Annotated in this window: 20 protein-coding genes and 3 pseudogenes; 12 read left to right on the forward strand and 11 right to left on the reverse strand. The window is 46.1% G+C overall.

Features of this window, described 5'->3' with window-relative positions:
- Positions 1-178: 178 nt before the first annotated feature.
- From ACYF68_RS11275 to ACYF68_RS11290, 4 genes and pseudogenes are all read right to left on the reverse strand, one after another.
- Positions 179-2,056, reverse strand: coding sequence for a Cna B-type domain-containing protein (locus ACYF68_RS11275; protein WP_461047607.1), 1,878 nt, complete (start codon positions 2,054-2,056; stop codon positions 179-181).
- 15 nt (positions 2,057-2,071) lie between these two features.
- Positions 2,072-2,214, reverse strand: a pseudogene (locus tag ACYF68_RS11280) (Cna B-type domain-containing protein); the annotation flags it as partial.
- Between the two features lie 166 nt (positions 2,215-2,380).
- Positions 2,381-2,797: a Cna B-type domain-containing protein gene (locus ACYF68_RS11285; RefSeq protein WP_461046929.1), complete on the reverse strand. Its 417-nt coding sequence runs from the start codon at positions 2,795-2,797 to the stop codon at positions 2,381-2,383.
- Entirely contained in the window at positions 2,797-7,701 is a 4,905-nt protein-coding gene (locus tag ACYF68_RS11290; protein WP_461046931.1) for a collagen binding domain-containing protein, read from the reverse strand. Before ACYF68_RS11290 ends, ACYF68_RS11285 begins: the two co-directional genes overlap by 1 nt.
- Positions 7,702-8,571: 870 nt before the next feature.
- Between ACYF68_RS11290 and ACYF68_RS11295 the strand changes: the two genes are divergently transcribed.
- The 7 genes from ACYF68_RS11295 to ACYF68_RS11325 all read left to right on the forward strand — a co-directional run bounded on the left by ACYF68_RS11295 (position 8,572) and on the right by ACYF68_RS11325 (position 14,107).
- Complete coding sequence (locus tag ACYF68_RS11295) at positions 8,572-9,642, forward strand: YkvI family membrane protein (RefSeq protein WP_461046933.1); 1,071 nt, start codon at positions 8,572-8,574, stop codon at positions 9,640-9,642.
- A gap of 64 nt (positions 9,643-9,706) precedes the next feature.
- On the forward strand, positions 9,707-10,327 hold the full coding sequence (locus ACYF68_RS11300; RefSeq protein ID WP_461046935.1) for a flavodoxin family protein: 621 nt from the start codon (positions 9,707-9,709) through the stop codon (positions 10,325-10,327).
- A gap of 66 nt (positions 10,328-10,393) precedes the next feature.
- Entirely contained in the window at positions 10,394-10,834 is a 441-nt protein-coding gene (locus tag ACYF68_RS11305; RefSeq protein WP_461046937.1) for a YtoQ family protein, read from the forward strand.
- Complete coding sequence (locus tag ACYF68_RS11310) at positions 10,834-11,337, forward strand: pyrimidine dimer DNA glycosylase/endonuclease V (protein WP_461046939.1); 504 nt, start codon at positions 10,834-10,836, stop codon at positions 11,335-11,337. Before ACYF68_RS11305 ends, ACYF68_RS11310 begins: the two co-directional genes overlap by 1 nt.
- Positions 11,338-11,445: 108 nt before the next feature.
- Positions 11,446-11,970, forward strand: coding sequence for a hypothetical protein (locus ACYF68_RS11315; protein ID WP_461046941.1), 525 nt, complete (start codon positions 11,446-11,448; stop codon positions 11,968-11,970).
- A 17-nt stretch (positions 11,971-11,987) separates the two neighbouring features.
- Positions 11,988-13,331: a hypothetical protein gene (locus ACYF68_RS11320; RefSeq protein WP_461046942.1), complete on the forward strand. Its 1,344-nt coding sequence runs from the start codon at positions 11,988-11,990 to the stop codon at positions 13,329-13,331.
- Entirely contained in the window at positions 13,250-14,107 is an 858-nt protein-coding gene (locus ACYF68_RS11325; RefSeq protein WP_461046944.1) for a CDP-glycerol glycerophosphotransferase family protein, read from the forward strand. Before ACYF68_RS11320 ends, ACYF68_RS11325 begins: the two co-directional genes overlap by 82 nt.
- Before the next feature lie 2 nt (positions 14,108-14,109).
- On the opposite strand, the gene ACYF68_RS11330 is transcribed toward ACYF68_RS11325, so the two are convergent.
- From ACYF68_RS11330 to ACYF68_RS11340, 3 genes and pseudogenes are all read right to left on the reverse strand, one after another.
- Complete coding sequence (locus tag ACYF68_RS11330; RefSeq protein WP_461046946.1) at positions 14,110-15,294, reverse strand: CDP-glycerol glycerophosphotransferase family protein; 1,185 nt, start codon at positions 15,292-15,294, stop codon at positions 14,110-14,112.
- Complete coding sequence (tagD, locus tag ACYF68_RS11335; RefSeq protein ID WP_461046948.1) at positions 15,269-15,664, reverse strand: glycerol-3-phosphate cytidylyltransferase; 396 nt, start codon at positions 15,662-15,664, stop codon at positions 15,269-15,271. Before tagD ends, ACYF68_RS11330 begins: the two co-directional genes overlap by 26 nt.
- A 91-nt stretch (positions 15,665-15,755) precedes the next feature.
- Positions 15,756-15,953: pseudogene (locus tag ACYF68_RS11340) on the reverse strand (adenylyltransferase/cytidyltransferase family protein); the annotation flags it as partial.
- Between the two features lie 134 nt (positions 15,954-16,087).
- On the opposite strand from ACYF68_RS11340, the gene ACYF68_RS11345 reads away from it, so the two are divergent.
- The 5 genes and pseudogenes from ACYF68_RS11345 to ACYF68_RS11365 all read left to right on the forward strand — a co-directional run bounded on the left by ACYF68_RS11345 (position 16,088) and on the right by ACYF68_RS11365 (position 20,265).
- Entirely contained in the window at positions 16,088-17,272 is a 1,185-nt protein-coding gene (locus ACYF68_RS11345) for a CDP-glycerol glycerophosphotransferase family protein (RefSeq protein ID WP_461046950.1), read from the forward strand.
- Positions 17,273-17,317: 45 nt separating this feature from the next.
- Positions 17,318-18,138 (forward strand): annotated as a pseudogene (locus tag ACYF68_RS11350) (ABC transporter permease).
- Positions 18,139-18,274: 136 nt separating this feature from the next.
- A complete protein-coding gene (locus tag ACYF68_RS11355; protein ID WP_461046951.1) occupies positions 18,275-19,480 on the forward strand; it encodes an ABC transporter ATP-binding protein in 1,206 nt (401 codons plus the stop codon).
- A gap of 25 nt (positions 19,481-19,505) precedes the next feature.
- Positions 19,506-19,937 (forward strand): WecB/TagA/CpsF family glycosyltransferase, encoded by a 432-nt coding sequence (locus tag ACYF68_RS11360; RefSeq protein WP_461046953.1) that lies wholly within the window; start codon positions 19,506-19,508, stop codon positions 19,935-19,937.
- A complete protein-coding gene (locus ACYF68_RS11365) occupies positions 19,885-20,265 on the forward strand; it encodes a WecB/TagA/CpsF family glycosyltransferase (protein ID WP_461046955.1) in 381 nt (126 codons plus the stop codon). The genes ACYF68_RS11360 and ACYF68_RS11365 overlap by 53 nt, the downstream gene beginning before the upstream one ends.
- Before the next feature lie 92 nt (positions 20,266-20,357).
- Here the strand turns inward: ACYF68_RS11365 and ACYF68_RS11370 are convergent, their stop codons facing one another.
- From ACYF68_RS11370 to ACYF68_RS11385, 4 genes are all read right to left on the reverse strand, one after another.
- Positions 20,358-20,495, reverse strand: a complete 138-nt coding sequence (locus ACYF68_RS11370) for an IS3 family transposase (RefSeq protein ID WP_461047608.1) — start codon at positions 20,493-20,495, stop codon at positions 20,358-20,360.
- A gap of 7 nt (positions 20,496-20,502) precedes the next feature.
- Entirely contained in the window at positions 20,503-21,168 is a 666-nt protein-coding gene (locus ACYF68_RS11375; RefSeq protein ID WP_461047465.1) for an IS3 family transposase, read from the reverse strand.
- On the reverse strand, positions 21,165-21,482 hold the full coding sequence (locus tag ACYF68_RS11380) for a transposase (protein ID WP_461046725.1): 318 nt from the start codon (positions 21,480-21,482) through the stop codon (positions 21,165-21,167). Before ACYF68_RS11380 ends, ACYF68_RS11375 begins: the two co-directional genes overlap by 4 nt.
- 83 nt (positions 21,483-21,565) lie before the next feature.
- Complete coding sequence (locus tag ACYF68_RS11385) at positions 21,566-21,964, reverse strand: hypothetical protein (RefSeq protein ID WP_461046956.1); 399 nt, start codon at positions 21,962-21,964, stop codon at positions 21,566-21,568.

Below are 21,964 nucleotides of genomic sequence, written 5' to 3' on the forward strand. Positions count from 1 at the left end.
AACTAATCAGAATAGAATATAACTAAAGCTGGGCAGTAAAGTACTGTCCAGCTTATTTTTACAATCAAAAACAAAAAGAGAGCACCCGACAATTTGTCATGCTCTCTTCCAAATAGACATTTTAAAAACAGACTACTTTGAAACATATCATAATAAGTCGGGTGCTCACCTATAATATTTAATTTTTACGTCTTACAAGGAATAGAATTGAAGCACCAGCTATTAACAGGATAGTCGCTATAATTGCGATAATACCGCTAGAAGCAACGCCTGTATCAGGTAGACCTTCTTCTCCAGCACTTTCCTTGTTTCCGGTACCGTCTTTGGTTTCAGTACTTTCTTCTTCTGAAGTGCCTTCTTTATTTCCAGTACTGACTTCGCCTGAAGTACCCTCTTCGTTTTCATTGCTGTCTTCGTCTGGAGTATCCTCTTTGTCTCCATTACCACCTTTATCTTCAGTATCTTCTTCACCGTTGCCTGAACCAGAGCCTTCGGTTTCCTCGTCCTCTATTGGCTCTATTGGATCTAAAGTATTAGTAATGAATGTTGTATTAGGATTCTCTTCATCTGACTCAGATTTAGCTGTATACCCTTCAGGTACTTCAACTTCTTTCGCTGTATATGCGTATGCTTCATTGTTCTGATTATATTTCTCTAGGCTTTCCCACGTATGAGTCCAGTTGTTTTCTTCTGACAATGTCACTGGCTCACCCATAATCTTACCATTTTGGAATAACTGTACCTCGATTGAATCTGGACGGTCGCCATGCTTATTATCTTCATCACTCCAGTTTTTAACTACTTTATGGTCTACTTCGTATGTTCTGGAGTTCGTAATAATGATATTACCTTTGTCTTCATCATTGACCGTCACTTCATATGAACCGTGTTCTTCTTCAGTCAGCTCTTCCACTGTGTACTGAATTGGTTCTCCATCAGCATTCTTGTCTAAGCCCGTCCATGTATATGTCCAATCATTTTCAATAGAGACTTCTTCAGGGCTTCCAACTGCTTCATGTTCACCATCGACAACTTTAATCAATTGTAGTTTTATTGTGTCCGGACGATCATTTTCTTGGTTGCCAGCATCTTGCCATTCTTTTGTCGCCGTGACACTTGTTTCTTCTGGAGTGTACGAGTTTGTAATCTCATGCACACCCATTTCTTCGTTGTATTGATTACTCGTCATTGAATAGTTTTCAACACTATTTTCAGTCAATGTGTAGACAATTTCTTCACCATTCTCATACTTCGGCAGGTCGGTAAATACATGCTGCCACTCAGTTTCTTCAGTAATATGTGCTTCTTTCATCTTTTCGCCATTGGCCAGTAAATTGACCTCGACTTTATCAGGGCGTACCTTATCCTGATTATTTTTATCATCCCAAACTTTTTGCACAGGAATCTCAATCAGTTCAGGAGCGTAACTGTTTTTGATGATTATATTTCCATGGTCCTCATCATCTACAGATACTTCATACTCTTCAGGGACATTCAACTCTGTGACTGAATACTCAATTGCTTCACCATCTGAATTCATATCCAAGTCAGTCCAGGTATGCGTCCAATCATCTTCTGCTGTAAGAACCACTGGCTCTTTATGCTTCTCACCGTTTGCGGTGAGTTGCACTTCGATTGAATCTGGGCGATTACCATCTTGGTTATTTGAATCATTCCAAGATTTAGTGACCGTCACGCCTGTTTTATCTGGAGTATGAGAATTTGTAACTACAAATTCATTATCAGCCTCAGGATTCTCGATGATGTCGGCAGTATATTGCGGCACTGCATCTTCAGTGACAGTATAGTTGATTGTCTTACCATCGTTGTATACAGGCACATCAGTAAATGTATAAGTCCATTCACCATCTGCATCAACTATTGCTGTCTTCATTACTTCGCCGTCTGCCAACAGGTTGACTGTTACTTTTTCCGGTCTGACCCCATCCTGGTTGTCGGCGTCATCCCACTCTTTAGATACCGATACTTCCGTAACTTCAGGTGTGTAGGCATTTGTGATTATCAGGTTGCCATGATCTTCGTTGTCTACACTCACTTCATAGTCTTCCGGAACTTCCAGCTCTTCGACTGTGTAATCAATGTTCTTACCGTTGGCTTTCAGATCGAGTCCGGACCAGGTATGCGTCCAATTATTCTCTTTTGTGACTTCTACAGGGTCCCCGTAAGCTTCCCATTTGCTGAAAGCTGCACCATTACCAAGTCTGGGCGGTTGCCATCCTGGTTATTTGCATCATTCCATATCTTGGTGACGGTCGCAGATGTTTCTTCTGGGTGTAGGTGTTCGTGACCACACTGTTGAATCCATTGTCTGTTTCAGTGGTTTCGATTGCGGTCGAATACTTTTCAACCGTGTTTTCGGTTATGCTGTATTGGATCTCTCGCCATCAGCAAACTTCGGCAAATCACTGAACGTATGGGTCCAGTCGTTTTCTTCACTCAATACTGCGGATGCTTCGATTTCACTGTCGTTCAGCAGGTTGACTGTCACTTTTTCCGGTCTGACCCCATCCTGGTTGTCGGCGTCATCCCACTCTTTAGATACCGATACTTCCGTAACTTCAGGTGTGTAGGCATTTGTGATTATCAGGTTGCCATGATCTTCGTTGTCTACACTCACTTCATAGTCTTCCGGAACTTCCAGCTCTTCGACTGTGTAATCAATGTTCTTACCGTTGGCTTTCAGATCGAGTCCGGACCAGGTATGCGTCCAATTATTCTCTTTTGTGACTTCTACAGGGTCCCCGTAAGCTTCCCCATTTGCTGAAAGCTGCACCATTACCGAGTCTGGGCGGTTGCCATCCTGGTTATTTGCATCATTCCATATCTTGGTGACGGTCGCAGATGTTTCTTCTGGGTGTAGGTGTTCGTGACCACACTGTTGAATCCATTGTCTGTTTCAGTGGTTTCGATTGCGGTCGAATACTTTTCAACCGTGTTTTCGGTTATGCTGTATTGGATCTTCTCGCCATCAGCAAACTTCGGCAAATCACTGAACGTATGGGTCCAGTCGTTTTCTTCACTCAATACTGCGGATGCTTCGATTTCACTGTCGTTCAGCAGGTTGACTGTCACTTTTTCCGGTCTGACCCCATCCTGGTTGTCGGCGTCATCCCACTCTTTAGATACCGATACTTCAGTGGTTTTAGGTTCATGCGTGTTTGTAACAGTGATGGTGTTATCATCCTCACTATTCACCGAGGATTCATAACCTTCCGGCACATTTACTTCTTCAACACTATAGTCAATCGCTTTCCCATTTGACTGATAGGCATCCAAGTCTGACCAGGTATTTGTCCATTCATTATTTGCTGATAAAGTCACAGCATTTCCTACTGTTTCTCCATCCGCGAGAAGCTGAACTGCGATTGTGTCCGGACGCAATCCATCCTGATCTTCCGCATCCTCCCATTTTTTGGTTACAGAAACATCAGTCTTCTTTTTTGTGTTTTTAAACTCAGCATCGTATATTACTTGTTCTTTACCATATGGTTCAGTGATTTCAATCACTTTTTCTGTTTCATCAATGATATAGCCCTTTGGTGCTTTTGTTTCAACCAGGTAATATGTTCTAAGTGGCAAGTTGCCGATTTGAATTTTACCATCCTCATCTGTCTGGACTTCATCCGCGAAGAGAATCCTCTCTCCATTCAACTCATAGTACAGCTCAAACATGGCTGGATTATCTGCAATCGGATCGCCTGTTTCAGCATCCAGTTTCACAATCTCCAGTGCGCCACGTTTTTCATTAAAATCTCCTGAAGCCCAACTGAACTGCTCTGCAGTCAACTCTTCGGTAGCTACCGTTCTTTTTTCAATGTTGTCACCGTTTAAAGTCACTTCATTGTTTACAGTATCTCCATCTTCAGCTGTTACGGCCGTTGTATAGTTAAGCACCAATATTTGGTTTAAAGGATCACTCAAGTCAATATTAAGTCTCGTTCTACCATCCTCAGTCTTAGTAGTGGAAAGGACATAATCTTTCCCTTCACTTAATACATCTCCATCTGCTGTTGAAACCTTTAAACTTCCTTGTATATATTCCAGGCCAGTGCTTATAATATCAGTGATCTCTGCATTTTCTATAATTGATAGACTGTCGTTGACTTGGACTTTCCAATTGACTTCATCACCAATATAGACATCTGAACCTTCTTGTCCGACTGATGACTTATCCAGGAAATTATTATAGTTTTTATAACTCACAGTGCCACTGTACGGATAATCGTTGCCGTCTACTGACACTGTCGCTTCATTAGTATAATTCTTCTGGGATACATTCGGCACTGTTGTTAAAAACTCAACAACATATCTCTCCGATACTTCCTTGTTGAACGTCAATGTGAACGTGTTACCGTCTACATCAAGGCTGTAGGCACTCGGATCTAATACCTCGTCCGTAATAGTAGTCTTACCATCAGCTGAAACTTTATATGTCGACACTTTGATACTATCTGCATCAATAGACCCTTCATATTGCAGTGTGTCTGTAATGACTACATCGTTGCCGAGATTTAGCTGTTGATAGTTAGTGTACAGCTGCCATGCAATTTTACGTTCTGCATCTCCTTGCCAACCATCTACTATGTTACTTTCACCGTCTTCATGAACAAGCTGGCCTTCTTTTTTACCGCTATTCCACGAATCGCTCCTGACGGTAGTGTTCGCTTTTCTATTTACATCAACTTCATGGCCACTTGTTGTTTCACCTGAGAAATTAGCGTTATTTAAATATACTTTCGCCTGGCCCTCTCCATTCAGGTGCGGATCTAAAGTATTGCCTTCAACTTCAAATTGAGGGTCGTAAGAAGTCTGGTATGCAACATCCAACACGCCACCATCCAGGGTAGAATAATCACCGATCAATTTAATGATGAAGCCTTTTTGATATCCTGTGTCCCCATCTTCAGTTCTCGGTTCCAAAGTATAGTCTTCACCAAGTGTCAATTCTCCATTTGCAGAATGGCTGACCTTTACTGTTTCAGGAATTAGAATCATTCCTTTATTCGGGAAGGTATCTTCTATCACAAGTGACTTTAGACCTTCTCTGATTGGATTGACTTTTAAATTCCAGTCCATTGTCTTTAAGTTGTAATCAATAGCTGTGAACCTTTTATTGAAACTGTTTGCAGGAGGATTTACTGGAGTGGTGGTACTATGTTCTTCATCACCAATGCCATCGCCCGCGACTCCTACAGTATTTGTGAATTTGTTCTTACTGAAATCAGTAATCTCAGTGTTATATTGAATGGTTATATGTTGAGTACCGATGTCACCAAAATCAAAAGTGACTTCGCCACCTTCACTATCCTTAACCCCTTGGGCAATTGAAATATCTGCATCTACACTTTGGCCGTCACTATTAGTAATGATGATATCATCTTTTGTAAGTGTCAGCCCGGCTGGCAGCGTATCTGTAACAACTACGTCTTTCAGTTCATGTTGAGCCTTGTTCAGATCAACAGCCCAGCTTAATTTCTTATTTTCATAATTAACTCCGCTAGAAGATGCCTTTTTCTTCAAGAGCGGTTGTCTATTGTATTCAACGACAGCTTCATCCCTGCCGATTTCTTCATCACCATCACTTAATGTTGCAGTGTTCTCAAAGCTGTTATCAGTCTGATACGCACCACCATTAACTTTGCTGTAGTCTATGTTTGTACTGAATTTGATTTCAAAGTGTTCGTTAGCAGCTACAGCCCCCAGATTAATCGGGAAGTCTTTTGGCTCCACTGCTATTTCTCCAGCACTAGCCCCATCAACAAACTTTTCGACTGCAAACTTTTCTCCATCTACAGTTAACCCTTCTGGTAAGACATCATCTATAACTGCGTTTTCTATGGCAGAGCCGTTTTCATTTGCCACTACAGTCCAATCGATCTGGCCGGTCTTTTCATTATATGAACCCGTTTTTTCAATTGGATTACTTGCTGTAAGTCCTGTAACTGTAGAATCTGCCGGCAAATCTGATTCCCCGTCATAGAATGTAGCATTATTTGTGAATTCTGTTTGGGTTCTATCAGTAATTTTTGTTGTGTATTGTATACGATATCCTTTATAAGGTTCCAAATTATCAAAAGCCAAATCAAATCCTGTTTCATTGGTGTTTGCCGTAACATTATCAACTGTATTACCCGTTACTTTATCACCATTTAAATTTGTGGATAGCTCAGTTATAACCAAGTTTTCTGGTTCACCAAGCCCTTCCGGCAAAATGTCTGTCAGTGTCGCTGTAGTCACTGCCTCGCTGTTGTTATTCATAACATCAATTGTCCAGGTGATTTCTTTTGCATTGTGACTTTGGTCAGGGTGTCCCTCTTTTGTAATGCCACTTGCCAAATTATTCGGCTTGGCAAGCACATTTAATTCTGTACCGGTCTTATCATTAAATTTGATGACTTGTTCAATATTTTCTTCAAATTTCTGCAAGTTGAATTCTAAGTTCAAACCTATCTCACCGTTGGAAACATCACCCTTTTCAATATTGTCGTTGAAGACTATTTGGAGCTCCCCATTTTGAATCTGATAAGTTCCAACAGTCACCCCACTTGTAACAAGAGGGACTGCAGGCGTCGAGACCTGCACAAAAGCATCTGGTAACTGAATCGTTGCAGTATCCCCACTTTGCGCATTCATCCCCTCAGTATTCCAATCAAAAATGAGCTCCACTTTAGTGCCGTCATTGAGATCAATATTAGAACCATTTTCAACTTCCACACCATTGTGGGTTAAACTTCTGAACTCAAAAATATTTTGGGACAATTCAGCTAAAGGTGCAATTTCTGTCTCCGCTGCTTTCTTTGTTGGCTTTCCTTCTTTCGTTGCTTCTTCTGTTGCTTCTTCTTCTGTTGCTTCTTCTTCTGTTGCTTCTTCTGTTGTTTCTTCCTCTGCCACTTCTTCCGAAGCTTCTTCTGATACTTCTTCTGGAGCTTCCTCTTCGACAGCAAGCGGAACAACAATTGCATTCTCATTGCTTATCGGATCAATGACCGCTTCTTGTGCACCTTCTGCAATATAATTTGAATCAAATGCCACCTCAACAGCAAGTTTAATTTTCTTATTTTTTACTGCTTCCGCCGTTTCTAAAAATTCAATCTGCACAGATCCATTGCTGTTGACCGTGTAGTTCGCAACATCCACATTACCGTTTGCTGCAACATCACTAACAGATTTAACAACACTCAAAGAAGTCGGCAAGTTATATGTAATTTTGTCTTCTGCTCCATAATTGTGGTCTGCTGATAGTGTCGCCTCTAGTTCTAATATAAATGAATCTTCTGCTTTAATTGGATTTTTGCTGTCAATTGCTTTTCTTTCCAAATCCAATGCTGTTTCTATTCCAAGCGAGAATCCACGTTTTTCCTCAGCTGCAAGTTCTTTCTTCACTTCGGACTTTTCCTTTTCGGATTCTCCTTGTGTTACTTCAGGAGACGGGAGTTCCCCAGAAGTGGCTTCTGTAGAGTCCTCCACTGTTTCTTCAAGAGGTTGACTTTCGACTTGATCATCTTTCGTTTCATTGATCTCAGCTGCTTCTTGTTCCCCTTTTCCTGTTGGAGCTACAGTTTCATGCTCGATGCTTTCTTCTTCACTGGTCATTTCCGCGGCTATAATAGACAAAGGTGACGTAAAAACTGAACTTAAAACTAATATCAGCGCGATGTAAATTGGAATAAGCTTTTTCATTGACTCTCTCCTTGATGATATTTAAATCATTTAGAAACGCTCTTGGGGCACAGGGGAATCTTATATTTTGAGACAAAGCAACGGATAAGTTGCTATTAACATAGTACTACATTATACAAAAAAAGTAATTTCATTTCGAGATAATTTGTAAAAAATATATTTATAGACTACAACTCTTCATCTTACATAAACCACCTATAAGGAAGCTTAACGGATTGGTTTTGTTAGATCTGATTATACGGAGCTCTTGACTTGCATGGAGATTGATATCCAACTAATGATGTTGGATGATTTCATTTCACTCGTTCTTACCTTATAAGTTTTGAATGTCGTGATTGATAAAAAAACCCCGCCGTGGTGGTGTCACACTGCAATGATATGCGGAATTCTGCTGTCAAGTGCCAGCTTAAGTAAGGCCTTTCACTTTATAATCCATCATAATTATTAATGATACACGGTTATGTATATTAATCGTCATCTAATCTCAGTCCCAAAATAATAGGCTTAACCACTCTGCACGCCGCTCAAAATTTTGTACGATTTCTATTTATATTGATATGTACTTCTTCTAGTAACCTCCTCTTCTGAATAATTCCTTTTCAGTTTTTGATAAAACGCTTTCAATTAATCGATTCCGAAATGCTGCAACCCGATTTTTCCATATGATGACATTATAAGAAAAAACTTTACTGTCAATGATTATAGCACATTTAAAAGTATTTTTGCACATTTTCCAGATTTTCCTCACATCTCTATTTCCTTTAATTACTTTGCGTAGGGAAACAGTTAATCAACGATTTGATTTATTATCTCACTATTGCTTTAATTTTAAATGTAGCACAATCGAAATCAAATTACGGAGGCGGTTTTTTGAGTTATCGACGAGAATCGATCAAGATTGGGTTTGCCTACACGGGCGTCATCGTGGGAGCCGGTTTTTCGACGGGCCAGGAGATACTCCAGTTCTTCACCAACTACGGGACGTGGAGTTATGCTGCGGTGTTGTTTTCGGCGCTGGTGACGATGTTCGTCGGTCGCCAGGCGGCGAAGCTTGGCTACCGGCTGGATGCGGACTCCCATGAGGATCCCATCAATACGATGTTCGGCCCGTTTATCGGCAAGGCAATCGACTATGTACTCGTCTTTTTTCTGTATGGCATTTCGGTCATCATGTTGGCCGGTGCAGGGTCGGCGTTCTACGAAAGTTTTGGCGTGGCACCATGGCTCGGTTCGCTGATCATGATGATGGCGGTGCTTATCACGCTGCTGCTTGATTTCAATAAGATTGTCGTCGTGCTTGGTGCGGTGACCCCTTTTCTGGTGGCCTTCATATTGATTGTAGCGGCGGTGAATATTTTCAACCCCACCATCACGTTCAGTGAAGTGGACCAATATGCCCAAGCTGACCGTACACCATCCGGCAGCTGGTTGTGGGATGCATTGACATATAGCGGACTGACACTTGCGACAGCATTCAGCTTCTTATCCATCATGGGGTCTGAAGCGACCAAACATAAAGCCGCACGCCGCGGGGCTTTAGTTGGCGGTATCATCATCCTGCTTCTGATGGTATTGATCAACGGGGGTATGCTTGCGAACTTGGATGCGGCGAATCATGCGGCACTGCCGACCCTATTGCTTGCGGACGCGGTACATCCAGTAATCGGCACAGGATTGTCGATCGTCATGCTGCTGGTCATCTACAACACCGCAGTCGGCTTGATGTACCCATTCCTGACACGCTTTACTGAACCCTATTCCAAGAAATACACACTGATGCTCATCATCGGACTGCTGTTTGGGTATGCCTTAAGCTTCGTCGGCTTCGTTGACCTGGTCAACATCTTCTATCCGATATTCGGCTATATCGGCCTATTCATCGGGGCGGGCTTGACCATCCGCTGGGTCGCGAACAAATTCTCGAAGAAGCAGCTCGTCTGAGCCCAAGTTTTGGTGCCCGATTTTAGTGGTACAACTAAACAATGAAGGATATGGAGGCGATTGTATGGCTCTAAAAGCAGTGATATTGAACACCACTCTAAAATACGGTGAGGAACAATCGAATACTGAAGCATTGGCTCGCGAGGTCATAGATATATATAAACAAGAAGGTGTCGAAGCTGAAATCGTGCGTCTGAATGATTACAACATTAGGTACGGCATCACGGATGACGCGGGCGACGGCGATGAGTGGCCGCAAGTCTTCGACAAAGTGAAGCAGGCCGACATCGTGCTGATCGGTACGCCGCTATGGCTCGGTGAGAAAAGCAGCATCGCGACACTTGCGATTGAGCGCCTGTACGGCAGCAGCTCATTTACTGATGAGAATGGCCAATCGATTTTCTACAACAAAGTCGGCGGTGTAGTTGTTACAGGCAACGAAGATGGTGCGAAAAATGCTGCCGCTTCAGTGCTCTATGGTCTATCCCACATCGGGTTCACCATTCCACCGAACGTTGATGCCTATTGGGTCGGGGAAGCCGGGCCTGGTCCGTCCTACCTCGAAGCTGGCCAGGACAGCGATTTCACCAAGAAACATGTTGAAATGCTCGCCTACAACACCATGCATCTGGCACGCATGTTCAAAGAAACGCCGATTCCGGCACAAGGCAACACGCTGGAGTAGCAATTTTTGGCAACTTGTCGCCAGATTGGCTATGATTGAGATACTACTACTTAGGAGGATGACACAATGGAATTGACAGTTTATCTTGCAGGACAGATCCACGATGATTGGCGCGAAGATGTAAAACGTCTGGCAAAAGAAAAGGACCTTCCACTCAACTTCGTCGGGCCACAGACGGTCCATGACCGTTCGGACGATATTGGCGAAGCAATTTTGGGCGAACAGCCGAGCGGTTACTTCAAGGATGATGCCGCTTCAGCGATCAATAACTTAAGGACCGAAGTGCTGATGCAGAAGTCGGATGTCGTCATTGCATTGTTCGGCGAGAAGTACAAGCAGTGGAATACGGCGATGGACGCGAGTGCTGCCGTCACACTCGGTAAACCGCTCATCATCGTGCGCCCTGAAGACTTGATCCATCCACTCAAGGAACTCTCCAACAAAGCCAACGTTACGGTCGAAACTGTCGAGCAGGCGTTGGATGTCCTCGCCTACATCTACGAATAATGCAGGTGTTCAGAGTAAGCCCGGATCACGATATCAGTGCCCGGTATCTGGATAACCGCCGGCTGTCGAAACAGGTGCTCGAGCTGTACCAGATACTGCGCGTCAACTTAAGCCTGATCGGGGTGCTTGATACCAATACGCGGTACCGGCACCACCCCATCGTCAAGCACATCTATAATAACGGGCGTCCGTACATTACGGATACCTATCGGTTGCTTGACGCATGCGACAGGGAACATCAGCACCGTGGGGGTAAGCGCAGTCCGGCATTCCGGGAGGATTTGGATGGCTTGAAGCTTCTCATCGCGCATCATGCGGGGGATGGCTTGTGGCATGAAGGCCCCTTGCCACCCTACTATGTCTACGGTGATGTCCGCATCGAGGGGGATGCGGCCTATCGGGCATACATCGAGCTATTGAATGCCAAATGGCTCGCAGATACGATTGCCCCGCGGTGTGGCGTGCACCGGGAGAATATATTAAACACAAAGTCCGGATTCTAAAGGGGTTCGGGCTTTTTTCAGGCATAAAAACCGGACGATTGGCCCATTTATGACAGGAAGGGCTTTATCGGGTAATATAGTATAGATAATATCGATATGGAGGCATTGATGATGGCGAACATAAAACGAAAGTTCAGACAGACCGTCAAAACATTCATCCCACACCGCTTCAGACATCGTCTGATCAAGAAGATGATTCTGACTGGGGTGGCGGAATATAAAAATGCGGCAGTCATCACTGTAGCACTCATCAACTTCAGGAAATCAACAGAACCTGAAGCTTTCAAGATCCAGCTGAAAAACAGCACCGGTATTCATCATCTCGACTACCGACTCACCGAAGGCCAGCTGAAGCTCTACCTGCCCTACAATCTGATGGAGTGCCAGGAAGGCGACTCGAAGATCATGCTTACTTTCCATGATAAGAAAATGATTGTGCATGCCCCAAGCGGCACGCCGTCTGGAAAGACTGAGTTCTTTTCCTATTCACGCCATTTCAAAGTATCAATCAAGCGGAATATACTGATCCAGCACAAGTTCCCCCACTTTGCCTTTGACCGCAGCCGGCCGGTGCCGGTCGAAGATATTGAAACGAACCACTCGAAAGTGCAGATGACTCTTCAGGGCCCCTGACCGCCCGGAAGATGCAGTTGGCTTTCGTCTACCCGAATCATATACGTACCATTGAAAATGAATCACACGATGAATATATGTTTACTGCCATGCATTTCGATGATCTCCTGAAGGGAGAAGCTGCTTTATATCTGCTTGACGATGATATATTGAGGCCACTGTCCGCCAAGGATGACGCCGTCATGGATACGCTGCATCACCACGTCGTTTTCCATAATCATAATAAACAGCTGCATGCCACTGTAAAACCGCATACTGCAGCACTGTCCGCGTTTGAATCGACGATGGAAGCGGACACTGTTAAGATGACCTTCACCTGTGGATCCGAGCTGGATTTCCAGCGTCTTGTAATCGTTGATGTGACTTCAAAAGAGGAACGCATCGTGCCTATAGAAATGACGGGCGGCACTGCCACTGTCGGGGTGCCCTTCCAGATGATAATGGATACCCAGTCACGCAGACGGTTCATGCTGGAGACGGGGACGGAGTCACCCCGCCGCTTCCTGCCGATGGTGGATAATCTGGAAGCATCCGATCTCAAGTCACCTGAACAGGTGCTGTTTAACAGTGCCTGGACGACCGCGTGGTTCTACAGGCGGAAGGATGGCCAGCTCGGGTTCAAATGCCGCTATCCGATCTTAGGACGGGCTGTCACCGATATAACGGACACAGACATAGCCGGCTACCTGAGCAATCTGGAGTCATTCGTCGGCTGTACTCCTCATCTGGCTTTCGTGGAACGCTATTCGGGGGCGGTGCACCGGGTGCCGATTAAGGAGACGTTTACCGTCGACCTTAAGGGCATCCCCCTGACCTCACTGAAAAGTAAGGACAAGACCATCATCGACCTCTTCGTCGAACTCTTTGACACTGGAGGTGAGGTGATCCGTAGAGGCAAGATCAAATACCTCGAATCAGACTATAGAAAAGACAACTATTACAGCTGGCATGAACAGATGGATGCATCGGGTACGCATCACCATCTGGTGACCACGACACCTTACGATAACCTGAAGATAGAGTCCTTCCTGATTCCAGTCGACATCCAGATCCCTGCACATACAGAACAGAAGGATATGAACATGTGGCTGATCGGCGAGCGCTACGATACCGCCCAGGACAATGGCTACGCCCTCTTCAGCTGGTTAAGGCAGCACGCAAGCGTCAATGCCTACTATGTCATCGAAGCGCCATCAGAGGATTACCAGAGATCAAGGATGAACCACATGTCGTCACTTTCGGCTCACAAGCCCACTACGATGTTGCCTGCCGTGCAGGTGTGCTTCTCGGAACACATGACCTTGAAAATCTGCTGCCCTATAAAGCGGCACGTGGCTTCTTCCATTATGAGGATACATTGAAGGTATTCCTCCAGCATGGCGTCCTCGGCCGCAAACCGGTTGAATATGACAGAAGGTACTACGACCTGCCGTTCGACCTCTTCATCGTTTCAAGCGATGCGGAGAAGGACAAGATCGTTGCCGGCCGGATGGGCTATGGCGATGATGAAGTGGCAGTCACCGGCCTTGCCCGCTTCGACCAGCTGCCGACGGCGCATAAGGGGCGCGACATCCTGCTCATGCCCACCTGGCGGGATTGGATCACCACTGATGCAGGCTTCCTGGACAGCCAATACTTCAACCGCTATGAAACGCTCGTCAAAAACACGCGGCTCAATGCCATATTGGAAGCGCATGATGTCCATCTCCACTTCTATCCGCATTACCGCGCGCAACAGTATTTCAATGCGGAACAGCTCGCACATGGACCGAATGTACACTTCATCCGGCTCGGCGAGCGGCGTGTCCAAGATCTGCTGATCGAGCATGCGCTGCTCATCACCGACTATTCGACGGTCAGTTTCGATTTCACGATGATGGGCAAGCCGGTCATCTATTACCACTTCGACTCACCGCGTTTCTTCCGCAACGGCAAGCTGCGCCCTATAAAGGAAACCTTCCTCGGCGATATCGTCAAGCAGGAGGAGGCGCTGGTTGATATGATCGAACACCATATACTGAACGGTTTCGAACCAGAACCGCGCGACCTCTCAGGCATCTTCAAATACCAGGACCACAACAACAGCAGGCGCATCTATGAAGCCGTCATAGACAAAATAAAGCAGATTGGGCACTGATATCAGGTCAGTGTCCAATCTGCTTTATATATTGCTTCAACCAGTCGGGCTGCTGCTTGGCCATCTGCATATTTGTTCCAGGTGGCATCGAACGCCGCTATCTCCGCCTCATCAAACTGATCTTCCTCGATCTGCCGTATCAGTCCGTCAGTAGTCTGGACTACCGGGCCTGGCATCGTCTCCTTGAAGTCGAACCAGATGCCGCGCGTCCTTTCATACTGCTTGAGGTCATAGGCGAAAAAAATCATTGGGCGTTTAAGCATCGAAAACTCGAATGGAATCGATGAATAGTCCGTGATGAGGATGTCGGTGATACTGAGCAGTGATGCAATATCATATTTGCCGGAAACATGGGTGACGAAGTCTGAGTCATCCATATCCGTGAGCTTTACAGTGCGGTGCAGCTGGACGAGCAGGTGGTACTCTGCGCCAAGTGCCACTTCCATCCTTTTGATATCGAGTGGCAGTGCGTCGAGTGTAAATCCATCGTCCCGGAATGTCGGTGCATATAAGAGCACCTTTTTACCGTGAATCTGCGGTAGTGCCTCCTTCATCTTGTCCTGTGCCTTGACCACACGCTGTTCTGAGCGGAAGAAGTCAGTCCGCGGCATGCCGGTCTTCAATATATTGGCTTCATCTAGGCCGAAGGCCTGCTTGAATATATTGGCCGTTTCGTCTGAACTCACCACAACTTTATGGAAACGGCTGTAGACTTGCCTGAAGCGCCGGATGGCGGATTGTGGCCTGTCCATTATTGTTTTATCGTACAGGCCGAACATTTTGACCGCGCCGTTCGCATGCCACAGCTGGACGCACACCACTTCTTTACGGAAATCGCACGCTGCGAGTATCAGATGGTAGTTGTCGACGAATACCACCTCTGACGTCGCAAGATGGTATAGGCCAACCAATTGGCTTATAAGACGCTTCGGTGAAAAGGAAATGATGTTCTGATCTGGCACATCGTCGAATTCTTGCCGGCAGCCGGGTTCTCTTAAAATGATAACGCGTGAATCCGTACGCGCTGATATTTCTCTCGTCACGGCCTGGATGTTATCCCCGAACGACACCAACATGACCGTCTTGTGCTGGAGCGGTGCGAGCTGACATATTCGGAAAACGATGCGGACAAAGGTCAGATAGACGGCGAGTGCTGTCTCCTTAATCATCACGGTGTGAAAGATCATGCTTGATCTTCGTCGTCGATACACCTTCAGTCCTAGGCAGGTAGATGACTTCGCAATAGTCTTTCAAGAAATCGAACTCCCCTTCCCAGTCATGCCCCATGACAAAGATATCGACGTCATGCGTCTTAACATCCTCAATTTTCTGGTCCCAGTTATTTTCAGGAATGACTTCATCCACATAGCGTACGGCTTCCAAGATCTGCTTACGCTGTTCGAATGGATAGTAGGCCTGCTTATGCTTGAGCATATTGAATTCATCAGTGGAGATTGCCACAATGAGATAATCGCCGAGTTCTTTTGCACGCCTTAAAATATTGATGTGCCCAGTATGGAGCAGGTCGAATGTACCGTAAGTGATGACTTTCTTCATAGTATCCCCCTATATACCATGTAATGGTATAATATTATTTATATGATTATTGTGATAAGCATACTGTAAAAGCCGTATCATGTTAAATTATATCATAATAGCGCACGGCTTCCAGAATCTGCTTCCTCTGCTCAAACGGATAGTAGGCCTGCTTATGCTTGAGCATATTGAACTCATCGGTGGAGATTGCCACGATGAGATAATCGCCAAGTTCTTTTGCCCGCCTTAAAATATTGATGTGTCCCGTATGGAGCAAATCGAATGTACTGTAAGTGATGACTTTCTTCATAGTATCCCCGATATACCATGTAATGGTATAATATTATTTATATATCATATGAGTATTAAGATAAGCATACGCCAAAAAGTGTGTCATGTTAAATTATATCATATCGATTAATTATTATAGTGTGGTGGATGATTATGAAACTATTGAGAGTGATACTGACGAGATTCTATAAAGTGATGTTCTGGCTGCTCGGCAAGTCTTTCCATAAAGATTACAGGCTCATCATGTTCGAGAGTTTCCTTGGTAAGCAGTACAGCGACAATCCGAGGGCGATCTATGAATACATGAGCGCCCATTACCCGGACTACCGGCTGCTCTGGAGCGTGGATAGGCGCCATAAACAGGTCTTCAAGACACTCGGCATCCCGTACGTGACGCGCTTTACCCCGAGCTGGATGATCTATATGAATAAAGCAGCACTCTGGGTGACGAACAGCCGGCTGCCGCAGTGGATCCCGAAGCCTGAGGATACAATCTATCTGCAGACATGGCACGGCACTCCACTGAAGAAGCTCGGCACGGATATCGACAGCGTCCTGATGCCCGGGACCGACACGGAGAAATATAAGCGGAACTTCATCGCGGAATCGCGCAAGTGGGATCATCTGATTTCACCGAACCCCTACTCGACCGAAATCTTCAAGCGCGCCTTCCACTTCTACGGCGTGATGCTCGAGACGGGCTACCCGCGGAACGACTACCTGTTCCATAATAATGATGCGGCGTTCCAGGACTACATCCGCACGAAACTCAATCTACCCGAGGGCAAAAAGGTCATCCTCTACGCGCCCACATGGCGCGATGACGCCTACCATGAACGCGGCAAGTATAAGTTCGAGCTGCAGTTCGATGCAGCGAAGATGCAGGCGGAACTCGGCGACGACTATGTCATCCTGCTCCGGCTCCATTACCTGATTGCTGAAAATCTGGACCTGTCGGCCTATGAAGGGTTCCTCTATGACTGTTCCGATTATGAGGATGTCCGCGACCTTTATCTGGTGTCTGATATGCTCATCACCGATTACTCCTCGGTGTTCTTCGACTACGCCAACCTCAAGCGGCCGATGATCTTCTATACGTACGACCTCGAACATTACCGGGAAGATATCCGCGGCTTCTATTTTGATTTTGAAAAACTGGCCCCGGGCCCACTTGTCGAAACGACCGAGGCGCTGATCGATGTGGTTCGTGAGACCGAAACCATGGACTTCAATACGGAATACGACACCGCCCGCTTCCGTGCGCGTTTCTGTCATCTGGAAGACGGAGAGGCCGCTAAGCGCGTCAGTGACAGGATGATTTGTCAATTGGAGCGTTAAATTGTATAATTCAACAACGATGAAAGAATGGTTGTGAAAAAAAGAATGAAATCCATATTAATCGTCTTGAAAGAGCAATTCAGGCACTTCTATCTTGTAAGACGCCTGTCGATGTATGACATAAAAAGCAAAAACCAAAACAACTACCTAGGCATGGTGTGGGAAGTCCTGACGCCACTGGTCAGCATCCTGATCTACTGGTTCGTCTTCTCCACTCTGCGGAAACGCGAGCCGATCGAAATGGGCGGCGGGGAAGTGCCGTTCTTCTTCTGGCTCTTCGTCGGGTTCATCGTCTGGACATTCTTCTTCCAGAGTACGATAGAAGCCTCAAAATCGATCTATACGCGGCTGAAACTCCTATCGAAGATGAACTTCCCGCTGAGCGTGATCCCGAACATTACGATCTTCTCGAAGTTCTATACGCACCTGATGATGCTGGTGATCGTTTTCGTCGTCTTTCAGATAGCCGGCTACTACATCAACATCTACTATTTCCAGCTCGTCTATTTTGTACTGGCTACATATATATTGATATTCGCGTTCTCGCTGATCACCTCGACGCTCTCGACTCTGATCCGGGACGTGCACCTCCTGCTCAACTCCTTCCTCAGGATGGGGCTCTACTTGTCAGGGGTGCTGTGGCCGTTGTCGCTGCTCTCTGAATTTCCGCTGCTGATGAAGCTCATGCAGCTGAACCCACTGGTCTACCTGATTGAAGGATACCGCTCGGTATTCTTCGGCACTGAATGGTATATCGTCACCCACTGGCAGCTGACGCTGTACTTCTGGGTGTGATCTTCATCATGATGGCAATCGGTGCGACACTGCACGTCAAATTCAGACGCAATTTCATCGACTACCTATAAGAGGGATATATATGACAAAAACAATCGTAACGAAAAACTTGGAAAAGCACTATAAGATGTACGACAACCAGAAGGAGCGCATACTTGACCTCGTCTCCCCTCGTTCGCACGGCGAAGTGTTCCACGCCCTCCGCGGGTGGATTTCGAGGCGGAACAAGGTGATGTCGTGGGCTTCATCGGCATCAACGGCTCGGGCAAGTCGACCTTATCGAATATCATCGCCGGCATCGTGCCGCCTTCCCGGGGCGAAGTCGAAGTCAACGGTCAGACCTCACTCATTGCGGTGGCCGCAGGGCTCAACAATGAATTGAGTGGCCGCGACAACATCGAATTGAAGTGCCTGATGCTTGGCTTCTCCAAAAGCGAGATCCGCGAACTTGAGCCGGATATCATCGCTTTCTCGGAGCTCGAGCACTTCATCGACCAACCCGTCAAATCGTACTCAAGCGGCATGAAGTCGCGCCTCGGCTTTGCCATCAGCGTCAACGTCAATCCGGATATCCTCATCATAGACGAGGCACTGTCGGTCGGTGACCGGGCGTTTGCCGAGAAAAGCCTCCAGAAGATGATGGAATTCAAGGAACAGGGCAAGACGATGATCTTCGTCAGCCACTCCATCAACCAGGTGAAGAACTTCTGCGACAAGATACTGTGGCTTGAATTCGGCCGGGTGAAGGCGTTCGGCGAAGTGGATGACGTCATCCCCCTCTACGAATCCTTTTTGAACAAATGGCAGGCGATGACCAAGGAAGAGCGTGACACGTACCGGACGCGCATGATGACCCAGGATACCAAAAGCGACAACTATAGGAAGCTCGGCGACCTGATGATATTGGATGACGATGAGCAGCTCGAAGTCTCGAACGACTATACCGTGAGTCCGGTCAGCCTCCTCGTCCATCTGAAAGATTTCAGCACGTATATCTACCAGACACCGAATACAGAGGAAGGCAAGACGAGCACCGAGCACTATAAGCACACTGTCTACCATGTAAAACGCCAGGCAACCTACCATTTTGAAAACTATTATCTGCTCAGCACAGAACAAAGTGGGGTTGACGGGGTCATAGGATGGGTAAAATCATCAGAAGTAAACGCCCATGTCCATATATTCATAGATAATGATGAAAAGTCCTTTAAGCTAAACGGCTCTGGCGTTGCCTCGAGCGCGCCGTGGGGTGGCAGAAAGCAGCGTATACATGAGGTCTTGGATGAATTTGAAGGCCAGCTTTTCAATGTTTCTGAAACCATTCTGGTGGGTCAGAACGTATGGTACAAAGGGCTGATTCAAGGGGAGACTACACCCATCTGGCTCCACTATACCCAAGTGGAAGCCGTCTAGACCTCCCCGGAACAGGAGGAATATCATGTCTTCACACTACAGTACCGTCCCTATAATGGGGGTCCATTTCATCGATACGACACTCGATGGATTCCTGAATCAGACCATCTATCCGGCTCTGTACAATAGAGATAAATGCTTCATCGTCACCGCCAACCCAGAGTTCCTTATGGCCACCCAAAACAACCCGAAATTCAAGGCGATTGTGCAATCGGCCGACTATGTGCTGCCGGACGGCATTGGCATCGTCAGGGCTGCCAGCATGCTCGGCACCCCACTAAAGGCGCGGGTCAGCGGGTTCGACGTCGCCCAGGGCATGCTCAAGCATGCTGCGCAAAATGGCTACCGCGTGTTCTTTATCGGAGCGAGTGAAGACTCAAATGAAAAGGCGGTCCAGAAATGCAATGGAGAAATACCCCGGTCTGATCGTTGCCGGCAGACAGGATGGCTATACTGATGTCTTCAGTGAAGACAAGGTTGCAGAAGTGGTCAGAAGCGAACCGGACATCGTCCTTGTGGCGCTCGGGATGGTGCGCCAGGAGCGGTGGATAAACGAAAATATCGAGCGGTTCGACAAGGGCATATTCATCGGCGTCGGCGGTACGCTTGATGTCATGTCCGGCAACATCAGACGTGCACCGGATATATGGATCAAGTTGCAGCTCGAATGGCTGTACCGCCTGATCCAGGAACCCACACGCTTCAGGCGCGTGCTGAAGACCGGACAGTTCATGGCGATGCATGCCCCAATCGTAAGGCGTTTATTCGCCTCAAATAAAAAATAAAAAAGAGACCTAGACTGACCTAGCAGTATGAGACACATATAAAACACCTTCATTAGGCTACCTTCCTCCAAAATGAATTGGAGGAAGGTAGCCTAATTTTCTTGTATTCTTTCTTCGTTATAGTACTTTAAGTATTGATTCACACGTGAAATCGTCTCAACATTACTGAGTGAATTGAATCTGGTGTATATAAACGCTTCAGACTTCAGGTTAGAATGGAACGATTCGATGACCGCATTATCCCAACAGTTCCCGCGTTCTGGACATGCTGCTCACCAGATTATTTTCCATTACATATGACTGATAGGCATATGATGTATACACACTCCCTTGGTCCGAATGAATGATTACGCCTTTAGGATGTGCCCGTTTCTCCAAAGCTTCTTTCAGTGTATCCAGCACTAATGGCGTCTGCTGATGATTATACAATTTGGCTGCGACAATCTCATTGTTGTAAAGATCTATAATCGTTGACAGGTACTGCACAGTGCGCCCGTATTGGATGTAAGTAATGTCCGTGACCCATTTTTGGTTGGGCGCGGCAGCCTGAAAGTCACGCTTGATTCGATCGGGTGCGATAATAATGGTTTCCCCTTGTGACTGCCATTTCTTTTTCGGCTTAATCCGGCATTGTAGATGATATTTCTGCATGATGCGCTGCACAGTGTTCCGATTCCTTTTGATATTGTAGTCTCGCTGCAACAACGCTCTCACCTTGCGATGGCCGTATCGATACTTCGTCGACTCACATATATCAATGATTGTCCGCTCGACATCGGTCAACGATGAATCAGTGGCTTCCGATCGCCATCGGTAGTAGGTTGAACGCGGCACAAGCAATGCACTTAAAATGGCAGTAATCGTGTATTTGGTCTGCATTCTTTCAACAAGTGTCAGAACTATTTCTTTTTCAACTCCTTTTCGATCGCCATATACTTTTTTAAAATATCGTTCTCCATCTTCAAATGTTCAATCTGACGATCTTTTCGTTCATCAGCTGAGCGCGCTTCAGGACCATGTCCATAGGTATACTGCTTTCCAATCGGTTGATCAAATCGATAAAGTTCCCCTTGCTTATACCATCTGACCCATGTGGAAATTTGAGATTTATTCTTGATGCCGTATTTCTCCATAATTTCATTTGTAGTCAATTCACCCGCCATTTTCGCTTTGACCACTGCCCACTTGGTCTCACTTGAATATACGTTTTTGCCCATGCAAAAACACCTCCGATTCAGTACTTGATGAACATTGTACCATTTCGAAGGTGTTTTATATTGTCTCAAATAATTAGGTTAGTCTAACCCCCTAGGGTCTCTTTTTTATGTCTTTTCGCTACATTCTTCCCCGGTCCCAACACATAGGCCAGCAATATGAAGAAGAGCACCACTGGTGAAAAATAGACGAACATGAACAGATAGCTGTACTCGAACATGCCGATGAAGATAAAGATCGCAAAATAGAGCAGGATGCCAAAATTGCGCCGAGTCAACGCGACGACGCAGGCCGCCCCGAGCACCAGCACGAACAACAGCGCCGCCAGGATGCCGTAGCGCCCAAGCGTATCGAAGAAAATATTATGCGCGTGCAGCAGTTCGGTGAAGTCAAAGTAACCATGTCCCCGGCCGAACCATTCCTTCTCATTCCAGATGGTTTCCCACAGTACATAACGTCCTGATGTGAAATTATTCAGAGTCAC

It is taken from the genome of Salinicoccus sp. CNSTN-B1 (assembly GCF_054792835.1).